The organism is Halomonas sp. AOP25-F1-15 (genome assembly GCF_052378675.1).
GTDB lineage: Bacteria > Pseudomonadota > Gammaproteobacteria > Pseudomonadales > Halomonadaceae > Vreelandella > Vreelandella casei.
The window spans coordinates 76,254-94,047 of record NZ_JBQSXV010000007.1 but is presented as its reverse complement, the minus strand read 5'-3'; the positions used below and the strand labels follow the sequence as shown (position 1 = coordinate 94,047).

The window sequence follows — 17,794 nt, the reverse complement described above, 5'->3', positions numbered from 1 at the left end:
CTCTAAAAAAACACCTTGCTCGTTATTTTCTAGCAAGGTTAGTGACAAAAAACAGGAGTGAACCTCATGCAAAAACCTAACATGCTAAAAACTAAAACGGTGCTCAATAGCGTGATCGCGAGCCTGGCCTTAAGCGTTGCCTTTTCAGCATCGGCACAAGCGGGTTCGTTAACTATCGCATCACCCCAGGACCCTGGTACCTGGGATCCTATCGATACTTTTCTAGTCAATTGGGCGTCGGTTGCCACCAATATTTTCGATGGCTTAACGTATCGCGGGCCTGATTTGGAGCTGGTGCCCGGCCTGGCTACCGAGTGGGAGGAGCTGGATGACGGCACCCGTATTCGTTTCACGCTACGCGAAGGCGTCACCTTCCATAACGGCGAACCCTTCAATGCCCAAGCGGTAAAGTTCACTTTTGATCGTTTACTGGGCGAGGAAGGTTCGCGAGGGCCGCAGCGTTCTAACTACACCGCGATTGAAAGCGTAGAAATCATTGATGATTACACCGTTGACTTCCATCTCAATGAGCTGGATCCGGTGTTATTGACCAAGCTTGCTGGTTACGGTGCAATGATCGTACCTCCGGCTTACCTGGAAGAGCATGACGACGAGTATTTCAATACTCATCCCGTTGGCACTGGGCCCTTCAAGGTGGTGGCGTACAATCCTCGTGAGGATATCCAGCTGGAAGCCTTTGCCGACCATTGGGGCGGGGCGCCGAAGCTGGAAAATGTAACCTATCGCTTTATTTCTGAACCCTCCACCGCTGTTGCTGAGCTGCAGGCAGGGCGTGTTGATATCGTCATCCCACCGACTATTCCAATCGGTATGATTGATACGATCCAAAATCACGACGGTGTGAGCATTGTCAGCGTACCTTCACCGACCGTGGAAGCGATTCGTTTTAACACCCAGTCAGGTATTACCGCCGATGAGCGCGTGCGTAAAGCATTAATCATGGCCGTCGACCGCCAGGCTATTATTGACGCAATTTTAGCGGGTGAAGGCGAGATGATTGCCAGCTTCCAGGGCGCTCAGTCGTTTGGTCATGATCCTGAAATGGAACCGCTGCCCTATGATCCACAGCAGGCTCGCCAGCTGTTGGATGATGCCGGCATCGAGCCTGGCGCTACCGTGCAGATTGATGTGCGAGGTAACGACGCGACCTTTGGCGAGGTGGCTCAAGTCGTCGCTTCCTACCTGCAGGCCGTAGGCGTGACCGCCTCAATCCAGCCTTATGAAACCAATGTGCTGCTGAATGACATTATTCCCGCAGGGCGTACGGGCGAGATGTTCCAACAAAAGTGGGGTGGTTGGACGTTCGATTTCGATAATACGGCCTACCTGATGTACCACAGCGGCGAGCGCTGGAATCCTTACGACAGCGACCCTGAATTAGATGAAATGCTAGAAGCACAGCGCAGTATTTCAGACAAGGATGAGCGTGAAGAGCTGCTTCAGGCGATTGCACGCTATACCCAAGATCGCGCGCTGGAAATGCCGCTTTACAGTATTAATGCCTTGTACGGTGTGAACGATCGCGTCGAGAACTTTGAGCCTGCTCCGGATAACCGTATGCGCCTGACCGATGTCGATGTCGCTGACTGAAACGTGATGCAACCTGGCCGCTTGAAAGAGCGGCCGGATACGTGACAGCAGGCACTTCATCTAACGGCGATACGCGCTTAAGAGCAAAGGGGTCATAGTGGCAAAGTTTCTTTTATATCGAATACTGCAGGCTATTTTCGTGGTGATTGCCGTTACGCTAATCGTGTCTTTTGCGATTCGGCTTACCGGCGACCCAGCGGTGATGCTAGCGCAGGGCGCGGGCAGTATTACCGAGGCAGACCTGGTAAAAATTCGTGAAGCGTTAGGCTTGAATCAATCATTCCTGGCGCAGTATCTGGAGTTCTTGCGTGGCTTATTAGTGGGCGATTTTGGCCGCAGCTTTATGGGTGGCACCCCGGTAAGTGACCTCATCGGGCGTGCTTTACCTGCGACCCTCGCGTTAGCCTTCGTTTCATTGCTGTTGTCTATTGTGATCTCTATTCCGTTAGGCATTAAAGCGGCAGTATCGCGAGGCAAGTGGCCGGATCAAATGATTAGGATTTTTTCCCTGATAGGGCTCTCTTTTCCTAACTTTTGGCTAGCTATCATGCTTGTGCTGCTCTTCTCGATTACCTTCAATCTATTGCCGCCCAGCGGTATGGAGGGGATCGCTAGCTTTATTATGCCCGCTGCCACAATGGCGATCATTTTGACCGCTACTAACGTACGCCTAGTGCGAACGACCATGCTGGATACGCTGCGCTCACAATACATTATGGTGGCGCGTGCCAAAGGGCTTTCTAATAACGTGGTGCTCTACAAGCATGCGCTACGCAACTGCTCTATCCCGCTGATTACTTATTTCGGTTTGCAGTTTGGCGGGCTGCTGGGCGGTATTGTCGTGGTCGAGCGAGTCTTTAACTGGCCGGGGCTGGGCACGCTAGCTTTCGAAGCGGTGTCGTCGCGTGACTATCCCGTCTTACAGGGCGTAATTACGGTGCTCTCGTTAATGATCATCTCTATCAATCTGATCGTTGATATCGCTTATGGCTTGGTCGACCCTAGGGTACGTAAGGAATAACCATGATGGCTGCTCTCAAAACCGATAAATTAAAACGTTTTAAAAACCTAGAGTTTATTCTCGGTGTGCTGCTATTTGGTGGTATTGGCCTGGCGGTTATTTTCTCTGGCTGGTTGTTTCCGGGCGGCGGCTCGGAGTTAAATTTAGCCTATCGCTTAACGCCGCCGTTAACAGAAGCTGGCTTTCCCTTCGGCACGGACCCGCTAGGTCGGGATGTACTGGCTCGGGTCATTATCGGCGGAGAAATCTCGCTGAAAGTCGGGGTGTACTCTGCACTTGGTGCGGTAGTTATCGGCATTATTATGGGCTTAATATCCGGCTACTACGGCGGATTTGTAGACATGATTGTCATGCGCTTTGCCGATGTACAGCTCGCGCTGCCTTTCATTCTATTGGCGATTACCTTTATTGCGGTGATTGGTGGTGGCCTGACCAACATGATCATCTTGCTGATTATTTCCCAGTGGGTGCAGTACGCGCGCCTAGTTCGGGGGTCGGTGCTTTCGCTACGAGATCGCGAGTTTATCCTGGCGGCCAAAGCGATCGGGGTAAAAGATATCCGCATTCTCTTCCAACATCTGCTGCCCAATTTGATTGGCCCCGTCATCGTGCTGATGACCCTTAACGTGGCGAATAACATTTTGTTGGAAAGCAGCCTGACCTTTTTAGGGCTAGGCGTAGACCCAGTCATTCCTAGCTGGGGCGGCATGTTGGCGGAAGGGCGCACTTATCTGCAAACGGCGTGGTGGGTTAGCGTGTTTCCTGGCCTAGCTATTTTGTTAACCGTGCTAGGGCTTAACTTGCTCGGCGACTGGCTGCGCGATGCGCTTGATCCCACCGGACGTACCTCGCTATGAATAGGCCCAATAGCACCCAGGTCAAGACGCTGCTTGAGCGCTCTTTCCCCCGCACCACGCGTGCCTTGCTGGAAACATACGCCACGCCCGCCTATCAAGGATATCGCCTAGAGGCCTGGGTGTTTGATGACGAAGCCGAGCGTCAACGTACGCAGGCTGCTTTCAAAGCGGCCGGGGTCAGCGCTTGCCTACGCAGTGCCTACAAGCCGCTAGTGCATTTCTTTTTGGAAGAGCTTAGTTGGGTGTCACTGACGTCACTGGTGATTGAGTATCCGGTGTTGGAGCCTTCGTCGCGTCGGTTTCTTCTAGAAGCTTATCCGCTTGCCGCACTGCTTCCAAAAGACGTTACGTTACGCTGGGAGGGCGTTGAGACATCGGCGACCCACTACAGCGTTAAGGTGGAACGCAGCTCAGGTAATCAGGAAACGTATCGTGTCGCCGCGCCCAACCGGTATCATCAAGATCATGTTGGCGAGGACCAGTATTCACCCTGCGGTTGGCTGTGGCTAACCTCGCCTGAGGGCGAAATGAGTGAATCGGTGATTGAGACAGACTACGAAGCGCTCTATCAGGCGGCGATGTCGACGTTAGTGTCAGCGCGGTGGCAGAGCGCATCGCCGTACTTCGAAGAACTCAATTTCACGGTGCATTTGCCCAGCAGCGACCGCCGCTTGGCGTGGGACGATGAGCATATTAGCCTCAGCGAAGCGCTCCACGAAGAGCTGTATTTTTCTACTCTGGAGTATTTTCAGCGTCAAGCGGGCCTAGCATTGGGAGATCGTTCGATTCAGCCTGGCCAGATTGTGCCGGAAGTGTCGACCCAGGGTGAAACTGCCTACTTGCGAGTGAGCTTACGGCCCTTGGACTCATCGCCGTCGCCACGTGCCGCCGTGGCGCTAGGTACTGCTTCGCAGGCTATTGGTGCTGAGCAGGTCAAGCAGACGTTGGCCGCGCTGAGCGGCCAAGCGCTGTATGCAAGTACTCGTGCGGGCAGAGCGGTAGAAGCGCGCTATGTCGTCGGCAGTGACCGTGCTGTGATGATCAGCGCTGGGCAGCACGCCAACGAAACATCGGGTGTTGTCGGGGCACTGCGTGCGGCTGAGCAGCTTGGCGCGCAACCGCACGCACACTTTGTTATTTCTCCTTTAGAGAATCCCGACGGCTACGCTCTGCAGAATCGGCTCATCGCCACGCAGCCGCGTCATATGCATCATGCCGCTCGCTATACCGCTTTTGGTAATGATCTGCAGAGTCAGCCGCTAGGCCAACCTTTCGAACACGCTATTCGCGAACAGGCTTTTGCGGCCAGCGGTGCCGGGCTGCATGTTAATCTGCATGGCTATCCTGCTCATGAATGGACGCGACCATTAACGGGCTACGTGCCCCGTGGCTTTGAAATGTGGACGATTCCTAAGGGATTCTTTTTGATTCTTCGCCACCAGCCAGAGTGGGAAGTGGCGGCGATGCAATTAGTCGAAGCCGTTACTCAGGCGCTTGCGCAAGTGCCGGGGCTTGTCGAGCTTAATGCCACGCAAATCGCGCTGTTTGAAACCCATGCGGGCGCGCTCACGTTTCCGGTGCTGAATGGCTTTCCTTATCTCATGTCGGAAGATGCTGATCAGCTAACACCATTAATGCTGATTACCGAATATCCTGACGAGACCGTAACCGGCGATGCATTTGTGCAAGCGCATACCGCCCAAATGGCAACGGTAGTGGCGGCCTATAAAGCTTTCCAAACACTCGTATTGAACGACTAAGCACTAGCAGCAGGCGGGATGACATTGAAGCGCCCGGCGATTGGAGCTAACCCCAATCGCCGGGCGTTTTGCTTAGCTTAAGCGATGCGGCGCTTAGTTTGCGTTTTGCTACCCGCAAAACCGGCAGCGCTGCTGATCAGTGCCGCGATAATCATGGCAATGAAGATCATCAGAGCAGAGTTGCGGATGCTCTCGGTGGCATTTTCGGCAGTTTCACGCAGCGATTGCTCTGCCTGCGCAAGTTCTTCTTGAGCCTGCTGAATGCGGGATTCTAAGCGGTCGATTTGACGCTCAAGCTCATTAATACCTGAATCAAGACGCGCCATGGACTCATCGACGAAGTTTTCAGCTTCGGGCTCGGTCATATCCGTGTTGCTTGTTAGGGCATTGACCAGTGCATCGCGATCTACGTCCTGCTGGATATTTTCAAGCCGAGCGCGCTCTTTTTCAAGCAGCTCATTGAGGATGGCTTCGTACTCCATAGGGTTATTGGCAAGGCTTCTAACGGCTGTTTGAATATCGCCGACGGCATCTTGCGCTTGGTTACGTAGGTGCTCTGGCTGCAGTGACTCAGCGCCGGTGTCGCGCAGTATCTGGTTAACCTGATTACGAATGTTCTGGTCATCCAACGGTGAGTCAGTGCCTGGGTAGAAGTCGAAATTCTCGCTCAGCTGTTCGCCAAGTGACGATGTTGCACTGCCGATGCCTTGCGCAACGCTCCCCGTCACCTGCCCGGCGCCTGATAAAATCGAGCCAATAGCGCTAGCGCCACTCGATGCTACTTGACCAGCAGCGAAGCCAATCAGCGCTAAAGACAGGATGGTTGCGGTTGCCCAGCTCAAAAATCCGTGTATGAAGCCGTTACTATTGGCCAAGCGGCCAGCCACAAAACCACCTGCGGCAAAGCTTACAATCAAGAAAATGGCAGAAGAAATGCCAAAGGCAGTACCCAGCCCATCAAAGGGGTTGTCGGACATCGGGTCAATCACGCTAGAGCCGATCGCCGTCCCAAGAAGTGATAGCAGAGCAGAAAGGGCGAGGACTGTCACAACACCAGCAATGACGCTTCCCCATGACACGCGGTCGATTGACTCGCGAAACGATCCAATAGTGGTCTCTGGCATGGTCTACTCCTTTTATCGAGCACTTACTAAGGTGCCCTTCAGCAAGTCGGCACTGGTGGGCAGCGACCTGTCGTCCGTTGAAATAAGCCGTATTCGTGGTTGGTCGTATTGACGCCCTCATACATTTTCAAGATAGCAAAGGATGTGACGATAAGAGTTGTTATTTTTGTTTTGTTTTCTTTAATCTTTAAAGGGCTGAGGATTGAACTGCTTTATGACCTGAGAAGGTACAGGCAAGGCCTCTTGGACAACGCTGGAAAGCCACTCTTTTTGCGTGCGCTGGGCGATTACTTTCACTTATAAAGACCAGTAAGCGAGCCAATGACCGATTTATTCTGGTACCAGTATCTTCTTATCGGGTTGATTTTCGCCTGGAGCGGCTTTGTGAGAACCAGCCTGGGTTTTGGCGGTGCGGTGCTGGCGCTACCATTTTTGCTGTTAGTGGTGAACGAGCCACTCGTCTTTCTGCCGATTATCGCTATTCATCTGATGATTTTTTCCAGCTGGATTGCATGGAGCGGGCATCGCCAACTGCAAAAAGAAGGGCTGGGGGCTCCAATTGCAGAGAGCAATATTGACTGGGGCTATCTTTTCAAAGCCTTGAAAATCATGATCATCCCTAAGCTTATTGGCGTGATAGGGCTGCTGACGCTGCCCGCTCAGGTCATGACCAGTATTATTTTTGGCATTGTTTTCATTTATGCCATTGGCTACGTACTCAATAGACCGTTCAAGAGTAAAAATAAATACGTTGATTACGTACTGTTGGCGCTCGGAGGGTACGTCAGCGGCACCTCGTTGATTGGTGCACCGCTGATTGTGGCGGTGTTCGCCACGCATGTGGCCAAAGAGCAACTGCGGGATACCATGTTTGTGCTGTGGTTTATCCTGGTAGTCATCAAGATGGTCTCGTTCCTGATTGCAGGCGTAGATCTTCAGCTAATCCATCAACTATGGCTGCTGCCCTGCGCTTTTCTTGGCCATCTTCTGGGCGAGAAGGCCCACCGCTATATGCTTAAAGCGGATACGGGCCTATTCTTTCGCATTCTGGGTGGGGTATTACTGCTGGTTAGCGTGGTGGGGCTGGTTCATCCGCCAGCGTAACGTGGGCTAAAGCGCCGCAGCCTAAAGCTGGCTGTCGGCGCGTAAATAGGTGTTGCTCAGTATCAGCAGCGCGGCTGCTAATAGGCAGCAAAGCACCGCCATTGCGGTGTAAACATTGCGCAAGGAGTCGAGCCAAATCAACGCGGGGGCGACCACGACCGGCGACACAAACTGCCCGAAAAAGAAGGTCGAGGTAAAGCCGCCAAACACTCGGCCGCGCACCCGTTGAGGCGTAATGCGCATTAGCCAGGTGGTGGTGTTGGGCATAAAAGCGCCCAGCCCCAGGCCGGAAATAGCCGCACCGACGATCGCCATGGCATAGCTTGTGGTTAATCCCACCACCAAAAATCCGGCGGCTGCCAGCAAGAAACCTAAGATATAAATCGTCATGACCGATAGGAAGGGCTTGTAGTAACCATAACCAAAGGCAACGATACTGGCCGTAAGAGCGGCCATGGAAAGCGCAATACCGATCAGCAAACCGCTGATTTCGCCTGACTGAGAAAGCAAAAAGGGAAGTTGCGCGGGAAACATGTAAAACATCATCATACTTATCATGGCGATAAAATAAGCCAGCCCGGTACGCCAATAGTCCACGGTAACAGGCGCATCGCTTACGCCACTGCTGGTGATGCCAGTGTTTTTGGGCTCCTGAAGTACTGCCAATGCGTACGGCAGCAGCAGAACGCCGGTTAGATAAAGTAAAAACGGTCCGCGCCAGCTCCAATCGGAAAGTATTCCCCCCAGATTAATGAAAACTACTCCGCCCAGCGCCATACAGCTACTTTGCAGCCCCAGAAAGCGCATGCGCTCGTGGCCATCGAAATAATCGCCCACCAGCGTGGTGCTGATACTGAGAATGCCTGCCACCGCTATGCCCATTAAGGCCCGTGAGCTTAAGAGTAAATCCACGCGATCGATAAAAAAGCCCGCCACCCCTGCAAAACCATAGATAAACAGCATCATCAGCAGCAGTTTCTTGCGCCCAAACCGATCGGCCAGATAGCCCATGAGCGGGCTAAACAGTGTAATCATCAGCGCAGGAATAGTCAGAATTAGCTGGATCAACACCTGAGGCTGGTCAGGAAAATGCCGGCTGATACCCGGTAGCGCCGGCGCAATGATTGCGCCCGACATCACCGTCATGGTGCTGGCAAACAGCAGCACGGCTTTAATATGCGTTAATGAGCTAATAGTCGGTTTCCACATCAAGAGAGAGGGAGAAGTGTTTAGAGCGAAGGCTACAATCTTAACATGTTTATTAGCAGGCTAGTTATCACCTGGGGTGAGCCCGGCATCAAGGCCTAAAGGCTAGCCGTTATGTCTGGAGGCCCAACGATTATCCAAAAAAAACGGCCATCGCTTGATAAGCGAAATGGCCGTTTTTAGTAATTCTATGGTCGGAATAGCAGGATTCGAACCTACGACCTCTGCCTCCCGAAGGCAGCGCTCTACCAAGCTGAGCTATATTCCGAAAGCTGCCGAGCACTGCTCAACAGCGGGAGTGGATAATACTTATTCAAGGTCATTTTTTCAAGCCCTTGATAGCGTGATCGAGCAGTTTTTATGCTTTACGATCAACGGCTAAACGGGCTAGCTGCGCCATGCTGTCGCGATAAGCACTGGGCGGTAGAGCGTCCAGTTGCTCAAGGGCTTTGTCGGCCATTTCTTCGGCGCGCTGGCGGGTGTAGTCGAGTGCGCCGGTGGCATGAACAATTTCCAGTACGGCGTCTAGCTGCTCAAGCCCGCCTTGGCGAATCACCTGGCGAATGAGTTTGGCCTGCTCCGGGGTGCCTTGCTCCATGGCGTGAATCAGCGGCAGCGTCGGCTTGCCTTCGGCCAGGTCGTCGCCAACGTTCTTGCCCATGGCGTCAGCGTCGCCCTGATAATCCAGCAGGTCATCAATCAGCTGAAACGCGAGGCCCAGATAGCGGCCATAATACTGAAGCGCGTGCTCTTGTTCGGGAGTAGCTTGGGCCAGCACGGCACCACTGTGGGAAGCCGCCTCAAACAGCATGGCGGTTTTACCCAAAATGGTCTCGAAGTAGTCCGCCTCAGAAATGCTGGGATTGCCAATGTTGGTGAGCTGCAGCACTTCTCCTTCGGCGATGATGCAGGTGGCGCCGGAGAGAATCGCCATGATGCGCATGGAGCCCACGTCGACCATCATCTGAAAGGAGCGGGCATAGAGAAAGTCACCCACCAACACCGACGGCGCATTGCCCCAGGCATCGTTAGCGGTTTTCTTGCCCCGGCGCATGTGTGATTCATCAACCACGTCATCGTGCAGCAGCGTCGAGGTATGCATAAACTCAATCAGCGTTGCCAACGGGATATGTTTTTCGCCGGTGTAGTTGAGCGCGCGCGCGGCTAAAAGCGCCAATAGAGGGCGTAGGCGCTTACCGCCACTTTCAATGATGTACTGGCCGATGGTTTCGACCAGCGGCACTTTAGACGTGAGCTGCTCAATAATTGTCCGATTGACGGCTGCGAAGTCATCGGCCACCACGGCGTGCAGCGGTGAAGGCGTTGGGCTGACGGGTTGGGCTGAGGAGACGTTAGCGGTCATTGGATCCGTTCATCGCGGCAAGTGGAGGCGGTAAGTGCCGCCCGTAGTTATGTCATTCGTTAGGGTGATGCGTTGGGCTCATGCTATGGCGCTGCCTGTTGGGCGTCAAGGCGCGCTCAGCCGTGATGGCTTCTCCCAACCATTGACGAGTACAGGTAGTCTTGTGGTAAGAGGAGATAGTCGTTATAATCCGCGACCCACTCATCATGCTCCCTGTCAGATGGCTCCAGAAGGGGCGCCACTCGCAGCAGGTCGATAAGAGCGGAAGGCGATGAGCGCTGGTTACGCGGGGCGTAATTGGCATTAACGACAAGTCCGGAGAGTGACATGTACGCAATTATTAAAAGCGGTGGCAAACAGTACCGCGTTCAAGAAGGTCAGACCCTCAAGCTCGAAAAAATCGAAGTCGCTACCGGCGAAACGATTGAGTTTGATGAAGTGCTGATGGTTGCAGACGGCGATGACTTCAACATTGGCGCGCCAATGATTGGCGGCGCTAAAGTCTCTGCCGAAGTGGTTTCCCACGGCCGTGGCGATAAAGTGACGATCATCAAGTTCCGTCGCCGTAAGCACAGCATGAAGCGTCAGGGCCACCGTCAGTGGTTCACTGAAGTCAAAATTACCGGAATTTCCGCGTAAGCGGTTTGTCCCTTTAGGAGGTTTTTGCAATGGCTCATAAGAAGGCAGCTGGCTCCACGCGTAACGGTCGCGATTCCGAGTCTAAACGCTTAGGTGTGAAACTGTTCGGTGGCCAATCGGCGACTGCGGGTAACATCATCGTGCGTCAGCGCGGCACGCGCTTCCACGCTGGCACAGGCGTTGGCCTAGGCCGCGATCACACGCTGTTCGCGCTGAGCGACGGTTTTGTGAAATTTGAGACCAAAGGTCCCAAAAACCGTAAATTCGTTAGCATCGTTTCTGCATAAACGAAAAACGCAGCGCTAGATAGATGCTGCGTAAAAAAGCCCCGCTATGGCGGGGCTTTTTTGTCGGTTAAAACTCTTTTCGCATACGCTTTGCTACCACGATGGTGGATAAAAGCGCCGGTGAAAAAAAGTATTGCATATTAGGGCGGCGGAAGCGGCCGGGAGAATCCAATGCAGTTCGTCGATGAAGCCTCGATTATTGTTGAGGCGGGCAAAGGCGGCAATGGCTGTCTGAGCTTTCGCCGCGAAAAATATGTGCCCAGGGGCGGCCCCGATGGGGGCGATGGCGGCCACGGTGGTAGCGTTTACCTGATTGGTGACGATGCGCTTAACACCTTGATCGACTTCAAATTCCAGCGTTTTTATAAAGCGCAAAACGGCCAAGGCGGCATGGGCCGTCAAATGAGCGGCAAGGCCGGCGAAGACCTGCACGTAAAAGTGCCGGTCGGCACCACGGTAATTGACGAAGATACCTTGGAAGTCATCGCGGATGTGACCGAGATCGGCCAGGTGGTATTGGTGGGTGAAGGCGGTCGGCGTGGATTGGGTAACATCCACTTTAAGTCTTCGACCAACCGCGCGCCGCGTCGTACCACAACCGGTACCGACGGTGATCGCCGTAACCTGCGTTTGGAAATGAAGGTAATGGCCGATGTGGGTCTGCTGGGTATGCCTAATGCGGGCAAGTCCACGCTGATTCGCTCCGTGTCTGCCGCCAAGCCCAAGGTCGCTAACTATCCGTTCACTACGCTAGTGCCCAATTTAGGCGTGGTGAAGCTGGGCATGCACGAACACTTTGTAATGGCCGATGTGCCGGGTCTGATCGAAGGGGCTTCTGACGGTGCCGGCTTAGGGCTGCGCTTCTTGAAGCACCTGACGCGTACGCGGCTGCTGTTTCACGTCGTCGACGTAGCGCCGTTTGATGAGTCTGATCCGGTCGCGGCATCGAAGGCGATTGTGCGCGAGCTGGGGCAGTTCTCACCGGCGCTTTCTGAGCGTCCGCGCTGGCTGGTCTTGAATAAGTTTGACCTGCTGCCGGAAGACGAGCGCGAAGAGCGCGCCCAGGCGATTATTCAGGCGCTTAACTGGGAAGGCCCGGTGTTCCGTATCTCGGCCATCAGTAGCGATGGCACCGATAAGCTGGTTCAGGCGGCGTATCGCTGGCTGACCGAACAGCGTCGCCTTGAGCACGAAGATGAAGAAGCGCTGATTCGTGAGCAAGAAATGCGCCGTCGCATGGAAGAAGAATCGGTCGCGCGTACTGAAGCGCGTCTGGGTCGTCGGCGTAAGCGTGACGATGAAGACGACGAAGATTTCGACGACGATGATTATGATGTTGAAGTTGAATACGCCCCATAGCTTGGCAAAATAGCGTGACCTAGCTAAGGGTGTAAGATAGTAAGCTAATAAGGGCTGCGTTCGCGCGGCCCTTATTGTGTCTGATAAAGGTGGGGCGGATGGAAAGTAACGAGCAAATTCTCGGACGCAGCGCATTGAGTCGGGCGCGTCGAGTCGTGGTAAAGATCGGCAGTGCGCTACTGACTAACGATGGTCGCGGCCTGGACGAACCGGCCATCGGCGGCTGGGTGAATCAAATAGCAGCCTTGCATCAGCGCGGTGTTGAGGTGGTGCTGGTTTCCTCTGGCGCCGTGGCTGCTGGCATGGTGCGCCTTGGCTGGCAGGTGCGGCCCAGCGCGGTGCATGAGCTTCAGGCCGCTGCGGCGGTGGGTCAAAACGGACTCACCCAGTGCTATGAGCAGCATTTTGCGCGCCACAATATGCTCACGGCGCAGGTGCTGCTCACCCACGACGATCTTTCTAACCGCAAGCGCTACCTCAATGCGCTGTCGGCGCTGCGCACGTTGGTGGAAATGCGCGTGGTGCCGGTGATCAATGAAAACGATACCGTGGTCACCGATGAAATTCGTTTTGGCGATAACGATACGCTCGGAGCGCTGGTTGCAAATCTGTTGGAAGCCGATGCGCTGCTGCTGTTGACCGATCAGGAAGGTCTGTTTGATGCCGACCCGCGGCATAATCCGAATGCTCAGATGATAGCCGAAGGGCGCGCCGACGACCCTCGTTTAGCGGCTGTTGCAGGCAGCGGCGGTGCGCTAGGGCGTGGTGGCATGAGTACTAAAGTGCGTGCGGCGCAGCTGGCGGCGCGCTCCGGAGCGGTCACGGTGATTGCGAGCGGGCGTCAGCCTGACGTTATCAATCGGATAATGGCGGGTGAGTCGCTGGGCACGCTGCTGCGACCTGATCAGGTGCCGATCGCGGCGCGTAAGCGTTGGCTGGCGGGGCAGCTGCAGGTGCGCGGCACGCTGGTGCTGGATGCCGGCGCGGTGAAAGTGCTGCGCGATAAAGGCTCTAGCCTATTAGCCGTTGGGGTGCGCAATGTGCAGGGCAGCTTTAAGCGTGGCGATATGGTGATATGCGTGGACGAGCAGGGCGCGTCAGTGGCCAAAGGCTTAGTGAACTACGGCGCTGATGAGGCGCACCAGCTAGCGGGGCAGCCCAGCCATCAAATTGAAGCAATCCTTGGCTATGTGGAAGCCCACGAGTTGATTCACCGCGATAATCTTGTGGTCTTATAAGCGAGCTGGCGGCGGTAAAGGCACTTGGTGCGGCCAGTCGTCAGGCACCAAAAAAACGCGCTCATAGCGCCGTTCATTCTGGTAATACAGCATGACCTGCTGGGGTGAGCGCCAAGCTTGTACTCTACCGATGACGCCGGGCAGCACTTCATCAATGGGGCGAAAAACGCTGGGTAGCGGTGGTGCCAGCCAGTGCGGTTTTTCCAGCCAGGCTATCGTGGGTACTGCAGCTGAGCTGGCGACAAACGCAGGCCAGTCGCGACAATAGCACCAGCGGCCACGGCGGTGATCCAGCGTGGCGCCCTCTGGTGGAGGCATCTCTGTGTGCCAGGGCGTTTTCCAGGGGTAGTACAGAACGCCCGGTATGGCTAGCCGTTGCGTTAACTGCTCACCCAGCGTTAGTTTAGAGGCGCCCAGGTCACGCGGTGCCAGCCAATGATTCAGGGTTGCCAACGCAGGTAGCGTTGTGGAAAGCGGCAACTGGTGGCGCTGTAAATGGGCACACTTAAGCGCTAGGCTATCTGCTCCGCCAGGGCCAATCCAGCGGCTTTGGCTACGCAACTCCCCAGGCCCTTCCGGCAAACCCAGATAGAACTTAATCGCCACCTCCAAATGTATCGGTGCCGGGTTGTCGCGAGTGCGATAAAGCATATCCAGCTCACCCAGCGTAATGCGCTGACGCGTAATGCGTACGTTGTGCGCTAGCATGCGTGTGTTGGGGGAGTGATCGAGCAACGTGTGCCAAAGGCGTTCGTGATAATGCCCCATGCGATTGGCCCGCGACCCCGTTAAAGCTGTTAGCGAAGGTGTTGGGAGTTGACGCAGCCAGGGCAACAGCGAGTTTTCCAGCCCTAGTTCTTTAAGCGTCGGGCGTCCTGCGCAGGGAATCGGTGGCGCCATCTCAATAAGGTCCGGCGTGGCGGCTAGCCAGGCTAAATCACGCAGCGCCGCGGTGGGTAGCGTGTCGCCGGGGGCTTGGCCATCAATGTCGTCATTTTGCACGGCGTTCTCCTCAGTCTGCGGCTATATTCGCTTCCTGCTGAGGCCATTATGACGCTTGGCTATTGCTGGGGCTATAACGCAGCGGGCTCCCTTGAAGGGAGCCCGCAGGGCGGCTTAAAACACCGCTAGTAGAGATGATGCGATAGATTAGTCGCGATCAATCTCGCTGACTTGATCAGCGCCTTGGCGTACGCTGATTTCCAGCTCACGGCCATTTTCGTCACGGCCTTCAACATCGATCATGCCGCTTTTATCCATGTCGAGGTCTTCAAACTCCACCATGCCTTCCTGGCTGGCAACATTCAGCGCTTGGCGAATATCGTCTTCGCTCATACCCCAGGCACCGGTGACTAGGCGCTCGCGTTGCTCTTGCAGCGTTTCGCCGTCATCTAGTGAGAAATCAATATCGGCATACCACTCATCGTCCAACCAGCCTTCTACTTCCACACGGCCACGGTTTTTAATGCTAATTTCTTCGTAATGGGTGAAACCGTAGTCGCTTGCGTGGGTCAATACGTCATCAATACGATCCATTGGCAGTGAATCAGCCTGAGCACTGCCAGCCGCAGCGGCAAGTAGTAGGGCAGAGGTCGGGATCAGCAGCATTTTTTTCATGGTGTTCATAGCAAATTCCTTCTTTACGTGACGAATCATTTACGTGAATCAATGGCACTCAGCCAATGCGACAGGGAATTTATACCACTGGGATACTTTCCTTAAGCTGACAAAACCGTTCATCTAACGTTCATGTTGTCTTAGGCATTCTGGCACTATGAGTAATGTCGTACGTCACCTTATAACGCCACTAGGCCGCTTCCAAAAAAGCGCTTGCCGCAGTGTTGCCAGTTTAGCCTTAGCGCTATTACTGGTCAGTAGTGCAGTGGGCGATCAGCCCTGGGAATCTCTGCATGGCGAGGTGAATCGTGGTGAAGTGGTGCCGCTGGACACTATTTTAGATTGGCTTGAAGCTCACTATATTGGTGAGGTGCTCGAAGTTGAGGTGGAGCGTGAGCGCGGGTTTGTAGAGTATGAAATTAAGCTGCTCGGACCCCAAGGCCAGATCGTTGAATTTGAATTTGACGGCCAAAGCGGTGAGCTAATGTCTATTGAAGGTGTGCGCATTAACGATATGCGCCGTTAGCTTTTTTATATAAGAAAAGGGTAGTCAGTCATGAAGTGTTTGCTGGTAGAAGACGACCACGCGCTCGCCCGCGAGCTAAGTCAGGCGCTGCGCGACGGCGACTGGCTTGTAGAGCATGCGGCCACGGGCCAAGATGCCGATTTCTTGGTGCGCACGGAAGCTTATGACACGCTCATTTTGGATGTAGGCTTGCCCGACGGTGACGGTACTCGCTGGCTAGCGGCTTGGCGCGAAGATGGTATTGACCTGCCCGTGCTCATTCTTACCGCCCGTGAGCGCTGGGCCGATAAAGCGGCAGGCTTTACCGCAGGTGCCGATGACTATGTCACTAAGCCTTTTGAACCGGCGGAAGTGCTTTTTCGCCTGCGCGCCCTGGTTCGCCGCAGCCACGGGCATGCACACCCGATATTGAAAGCCGGCGAGCTCAGCTTAGATACGCATACGCAGCACGTCGCGTTGGCGGGGCGTCCGGTGGGCTTAACCGCCCAAGAGACGCGCCTGCTCGGCTACTTAATGCATGCCGCACCGCGCGTGGTGAGTCGTACCGAGCTTTCAGAGCACGTATACGACCGTGACCATGAGCCGGACTCTAACGTGATCGACGTGCAGGTCAGCCGCCTGCGCCGTAAGTTGGGCAGCTGGCGCATTGCCACGCTGCGGGGGCAGGGGTATCGGCTCTTGGAAGAAGAGCCCGCCAGCGAATGAGTCACCCCCGTTCTGCGTGGCGTAATCAATGGAAAAAGCGTTGGGCCGGGCGTTCCATCGGCGTGCGGCTACTATTGGCGGTGCTGCTGATGGTGGGGCTGGCCCTTCCTGTTGCCGGTACGCTGCTTTCTCATCATTACCATTTATCAGCGACCCAGGCCTTTTATGAGCGCCTGGAAGCCACGCTCAATGTGATCATTGCCGGCGTCACCTATGACCGCACCACCCAGCAGCTTGTCCACGATCGGGCGCTGGGTGACCCACGGTTTGATAACGTTTACTCCGGCTGGTACTGGCAAATAACCGATGCTGGCCAGCATACGTTGGCTTCCCGCTCGCTGTGGGATCAACGCCTGCCGGTTATTGCCAATGACACTCTCAGCGCGCGCTCATTGTCAGGCCCGCGCGGGCAATCGCTGCGCGTTGTTGAGCGTGATATCTATTTAGCGCCTTTGGAAAGACCCCTGCATATCAGCGTTGCCGCGCGGGACGATGTATTAGCTGCGGATATTCGCGAATTCCAACGTCTTCTTTGGGGCGGTTTGGCGGGCCTAGGCATTTTGCTATTAGGCGTTTTGGCGCTGCAAGTTCGCTGGGGGTTAGCGCCGCTGCGGCGTATGCGTGCCAACCTGCATGAGGTAGAGCAGGGGCATGCAGAGCAGCTGGACACCCGCTTGCCCGACGAGCTGGCGACCCTGGCCGCCTCAATGAATGCGGTGCTGGCGCGGGACCAACGCTTAATTGAGCGCGGGCGTCACACGGCCGGTAATCTGGCCCACGCGCTGAAAACACCGCTGAGTGTGATGCGTCTACAGCTTCGCCAGCTGCCGGAAGACAGCCGTGCTGCCTGGGACGTGGAGTTAACGCGCTTAGACAGCGCGGTACGCCATCATTTAGCGCGTGCATCGGCGGCGGGCGAGGGCGCTCGCTTTGCCCCCATTGATCTGCATGCCACGTTAGCGCCGCTGCTAACCGGGCTGGCCAAGCTTGGCCAGCGTCGCGGCATTACGCTGCGCCAAACATGGCAGCGTGACGTGAACGTGCATATGGATGGGCAAGATATTCAGGAGCTGGTAGGTAACTTAATGGATAATGCGCTGCGCTGGGCGCACAGCGATGTTCAGCTGCAGGTCCAGGTTAACGAACAACAGCTCACTATTATCGTGAGTGATAATGGCCCCGGCATGTCTGACGCGCAGTGCCAGCAGGCGGTGCAGCGAGGAAAGCGTCTGGATGAGCAGCGCTCTGGCAGTGGTTTGGGGCTGGCTATCGTCACCGACCTTGTCGCTTTGTACAACGGCCATATGCAGCTTTCCCGCGCCAGCGAAGGCGGCTTAAATGTAGAAGTTGGGCTGCCCGTGGTGGCGAATGGATAAC

At 55.1% G+C, this 17,794-nt stretch carries 17 protein-coding genes and 1 tRNA gene; 12 read left to right on the top strand and 6 right to left on the bottom strand.

From position 1 onward, the window contains the following. The first annotated feature begins 81 nt into the window (after window positions 1–81). The 4 genes from ACT3TF_RS13900 to ACT3TF_RS13885 all read left to right on the top strand — a co-directional run bounded on the left by ACT3TF_RS13900 (window position 82) and on the right by ACT3TF_RS13885 (window position 5,249). Entirely contained in the window at window positions 82–1,611 is a 1,530-nt protein-coding gene (locus ACT3TF_RS13900; protein ID WP_444672412.1) for an ABC transporter substrate-binding protein, read from the top strand. Between the two features lie 97 nt (window positions 1,612–1,708). After that, window positions 1,709–2,632, top strand: coding sequence for an ABC transporter permease (locus ACT3TF_RS13895; protein ID WP_096276391.1), 924 nt, complete (start codon window positions 1,709–1,711; stop codon window positions 2,630–2,632). 2 nt (window positions 2,633–2,634) lie between these two features. Next, window positions 2,635–3,489 (top strand): ABC transporter permease, encoded by an 855-nt coding sequence (locus tag ACT3TF_RS13890; RefSeq protein WP_441686398.1) that lies wholly within the window; start codon window positions 2,635–2,637, stop codon window positions 3,487–3,489. After that, window positions 3,486–5,249, top strand: a complete 1,764-nt coding sequence (locus tag ACT3TF_RS13885; RefSeq protein ID WP_444672372.1) for a peptidase M14 — start codon at window positions 3,486–3,488, stop codon at window positions 5,247–5,249. The genes ACT3TF_RS13890 and ACT3TF_RS13885 overlap by 4 nt, the downstream gene beginning before the upstream one ends. A 77-nt stretch (window positions 5,250–5,326) precedes the next feature. On the opposite strand, the gene ACT3TF_RS13880 is transcribed toward ACT3TF_RS13885, so the two are convergent. Further along, window positions 5,327–6,373 carry a hypothetical protein gene (locus ACT3TF_RS13880; RefSeq protein WP_444672371.1) on the bottom strand — a complete coding sequence of 349 codons (1,047 nt, stop codon included), beginning with the start codon at window positions 6,371–6,373 and terminating at the stop codon, window positions 5,327–5,329. Between the two features lie 321 nt (window positions 6,374–6,694). On the opposite strand from ACT3TF_RS13880, the gene ACT3TF_RS13875 reads away from it, so the two are divergent. Next, entirely contained in the window at window positions 6,695–7,477 is a 783-nt protein-coding gene (locus tag ACT3TF_RS13875) for a TSUP family transporter (protein WP_441686392.1), read from the top strand. Between the two features lie 21 nt (window positions 7,478–7,498). Here the strand turns inward: ACT3TF_RS13875 and ACT3TF_RS13870 are convergent, their stop codons facing one another. The 3 genes from ACT3TF_RS13870 to ispB all read right to left on the bottom strand — a co-directional run bounded on the left by ACT3TF_RS13870 (window position 7,499) and on the right by ispB (window position 10,046). Further along, window positions 7,499–8,644, bottom strand: coding sequence for an MFS transporter (locus ACT3TF_RS13870; protein WP_444672370.1), 1,146 nt, complete (start codon window positions 8,642–8,644; stop codon window positions 7,499–7,501). 230 nt (window positions 8,645–8,874) lie between these two features. Next, window positions 8,875–8,951, bottom strand: a tRNA-Pro gene (locus ACT3TF_RS13865). Between the two features lie 90 nt (window positions 8,952–9,041). After that, window positions 9,042–10,046, bottom strand: a complete 1,005-nt coding sequence (ispB, locus tag ACT3TF_RS13860; RefSeq protein WP_441686388.1) for an octaprenyl diphosphate synthase — start codon at window positions 10,044–10,046, stop codon at window positions 9,042–9,044. A 327-nt stretch (window positions 10,047–10,373) separates the two neighbouring features. Here ispB and rplU point away from each other — a divergent pair, with 327 nt between their 5' ends. The 4 genes from rplU (at window position 10,374) to proB (ending at window position 13,569) form a co-directional block, all read left to right on the top strand. Then, on the top strand, window positions 10,374–10,685 hold the full coding sequence (rplU, locus tag ACT3TF_RS13855; protein ID WP_235041063.1) for a 50S ribosomal protein L21: 312 nt from the start codon (window positions 10,374–10,376) through the stop codon (window positions 10,683–10,685). A 29-nt stretch (window positions 10,686–10,714) separates the two neighbouring features. Continuing rightward, the gene (rpmA, locus tag ACT3TF_RS13850; protein ID WP_096276340.1) at window positions 10,715–10,972 is read left to right on the top strand and encodes a 50S ribosomal protein L27; all 258 of its coding nucleotides are present in this window, start codon (window positions 10,715–10,717) and stop codon (window positions 10,970–10,972) included. A 171-nt stretch (window positions 10,973–11,143) separates the two neighbouring features. Then, window positions 11,144–12,331, top strand: a complete 1,188-nt coding sequence (gene cgtA / locus ACT3TF_RS13845; protein WP_441686386.1) for an Obg family GTPase CgtA — start codon at window positions 11,144–11,146, stop codon at window positions 12,329–12,331. A 98-nt stretch (window positions 12,332–12,429) separates the two neighbouring features. Then, window positions 12,430–13,569 carry a glutamate 5-kinase gene (gene proB, locus ACT3TF_RS13840; RefSeq protein WP_441686384.1) on the top strand — a complete coding sequence of 380 codons (1,140 nt, stop codon included), beginning with the start codon at window positions 12,430–12,432 and terminating at the stop codon, window positions 13,567–13,569. Here proB and ACT3TF_RS13835 read toward each other — a convergent pair. Next, window positions 13,564–14,571, bottom strand: coding sequence for a DUF1853 family protein (locus ACT3TF_RS13835; protein ID WP_444625783.1), 1,008 nt, complete (start codon window positions 14,569–14,571; stop codon window positions 13,564–13,566). The genes proB and ACT3TF_RS13835 overlap by 6 nt on opposite strands. 147 nt (window positions 14,572–14,718) lie before the next feature. Next, entirely contained in the window at window positions 14,719–15,195 is a 477-nt protein-coding gene (locus ACT3TF_RS13830; protein ID WP_441686380.1) for a PepSY domain-containing protein, read from the bottom strand. Between the two features lie 148 nt (window positions 15,196–15,343). On the opposite strand from ACT3TF_RS13830, the gene ACT3TF_RS13825 reads away from it, so the two are divergent. Genes ACT3TF_RS13825 through ACT3TF_RS13815 form a run of 3 tightly spaced genes read left to right on the top strand, consistent with a single transcriptional unit; the run spans window position 15,344 to window position 17,793 of the window. Next, on the top strand, window positions 15,344–15,712 hold the full coding sequence (locus tag ACT3TF_RS13825) for a PepSY domain-containing protein (protein ID WP_441672895.1): 369 nt from the start codon (window positions 15,344–15,346) through the stop codon (window positions 15,710–15,712). 30 nt (window positions 15,713–15,742) lie between these two features. Further along, window positions 15,743–16,417: a response regulator transcription factor gene (locus tag ACT3TF_RS13820; RefSeq protein WP_096276329.1), complete on the top strand. Its 675-nt coding sequence runs from the start codon at window positions 15,743–15,745 to the stop codon at window positions 16,415–16,417. Next, entirely contained in the window at window positions 16,414–17,793 is a 1,380-nt protein-coding gene (locus ACT3TF_RS13815) for an ATP-binding protein (protein WP_444672369.1), read from the top strand. The genes ACT3TF_RS13820 and ACT3TF_RS13815 overlap by 4 nt, the downstream gene beginning before the upstream one ends. The last annotated feature ends 1 nt before the right edge of the window (window position 17,794 follow it).

Bases quoted from the DNA above. Each gene is read 5' to 3' on its own strand.
- ACT3TF_RS13885 (WP_444672372.1), top strand. From the start codon at position 3,486: ATGAATAGGCCCAATAGCACCCAGGTCAAGACGCTGCTTGAGCGCTCT.
- rpmA (WP_096276340.1), top strand. From the start codon at position 10,715: ATGGCTCATAAGAAGGCAGCTGGCTCCACGCGTAACGGTCGCGATTCC.
- ACT3TF_RS13880 (WP_444672371.1), bottom strand. From the start codon at position 6,373: ATGCCAGAGACCACTATTGGATCGTTTCGCGAGTCAATCGACCGCGTG.
- proB (WP_441686384.1), top strand. From the start codon at position 12,430: ATGGAAAGTAACGAGCAAATTCTCGGACGCAGCGCATTGAGTCGGGCG.
- ACT3TF_RS13820 (WP_096276329.1), top strand. From the start codon at position 15,743: ATGAAGTGTTTGCTGGTAGAAGACGACCACGCGCTCGCCCGCGAGCTA.
- ACT3TF_RS13875 (WP_441686392.1), top strand. From the start codon at position 6,695: ATGACCGATTTATTCTGGTACCAGTATCTTCTTATCGGGTTGATTTTC.
- ACT3TF_RS13900 (WP_444672412.1), top strand. From the start codon at position 82: ATGCTAAAAACTAAAACGGTGCTCAATAGCGTGATCGCGAGCCTGGCC.
- ACT3TF_RS13890 (WP_441686398.1), top strand. From the start codon at position 2,635: ATGATGGCTGCTCTCAAAACCGATAAATTAAAACGTTTTAAAAACCTA.
- ACT3TF_RS13815 (WP_444672369.1), top strand. From the start codon at position 16,414: ATGAGTCACCCCCGTTCTGCGTGGCGTAATCAATGGAAAAAGCGTTGG.
- rplU (WP_235041063.1), top strand. From the start codon at position 10,374: ATGTACGCAATTATTAAAAGCGGTGGCAAACAGTACCGCGTTCAAGAA.
- cgtA (WP_441686386.1), top strand. From the start codon at position 11,144: ATGCAGTTCGTCGATGAAGCCTCGATTATTGTTGAGGCGGGCAAAGGC.
- ispB (WP_441686388.1), bottom strand. From the start codon at position 10,046: ATGACCGCTAACGTCTCCTCAGCCCAACCCGTCAGCCCAACGCCTTCA.
- ACT3TF_RS13830 (WP_441686380.1), bottom strand. From the start codon at position 15,195: ATGAACACCATGAAAAAAATGCTGCTGATCCCGACCTCTGCCCTACTA.
- ACT3TF_RS13825 (WP_441672895.1), top strand. From the start codon at position 15,344: ATGAGTAATGTCGTACGTCACCTTATAACGCCACTAGGCCGCTTCCAA.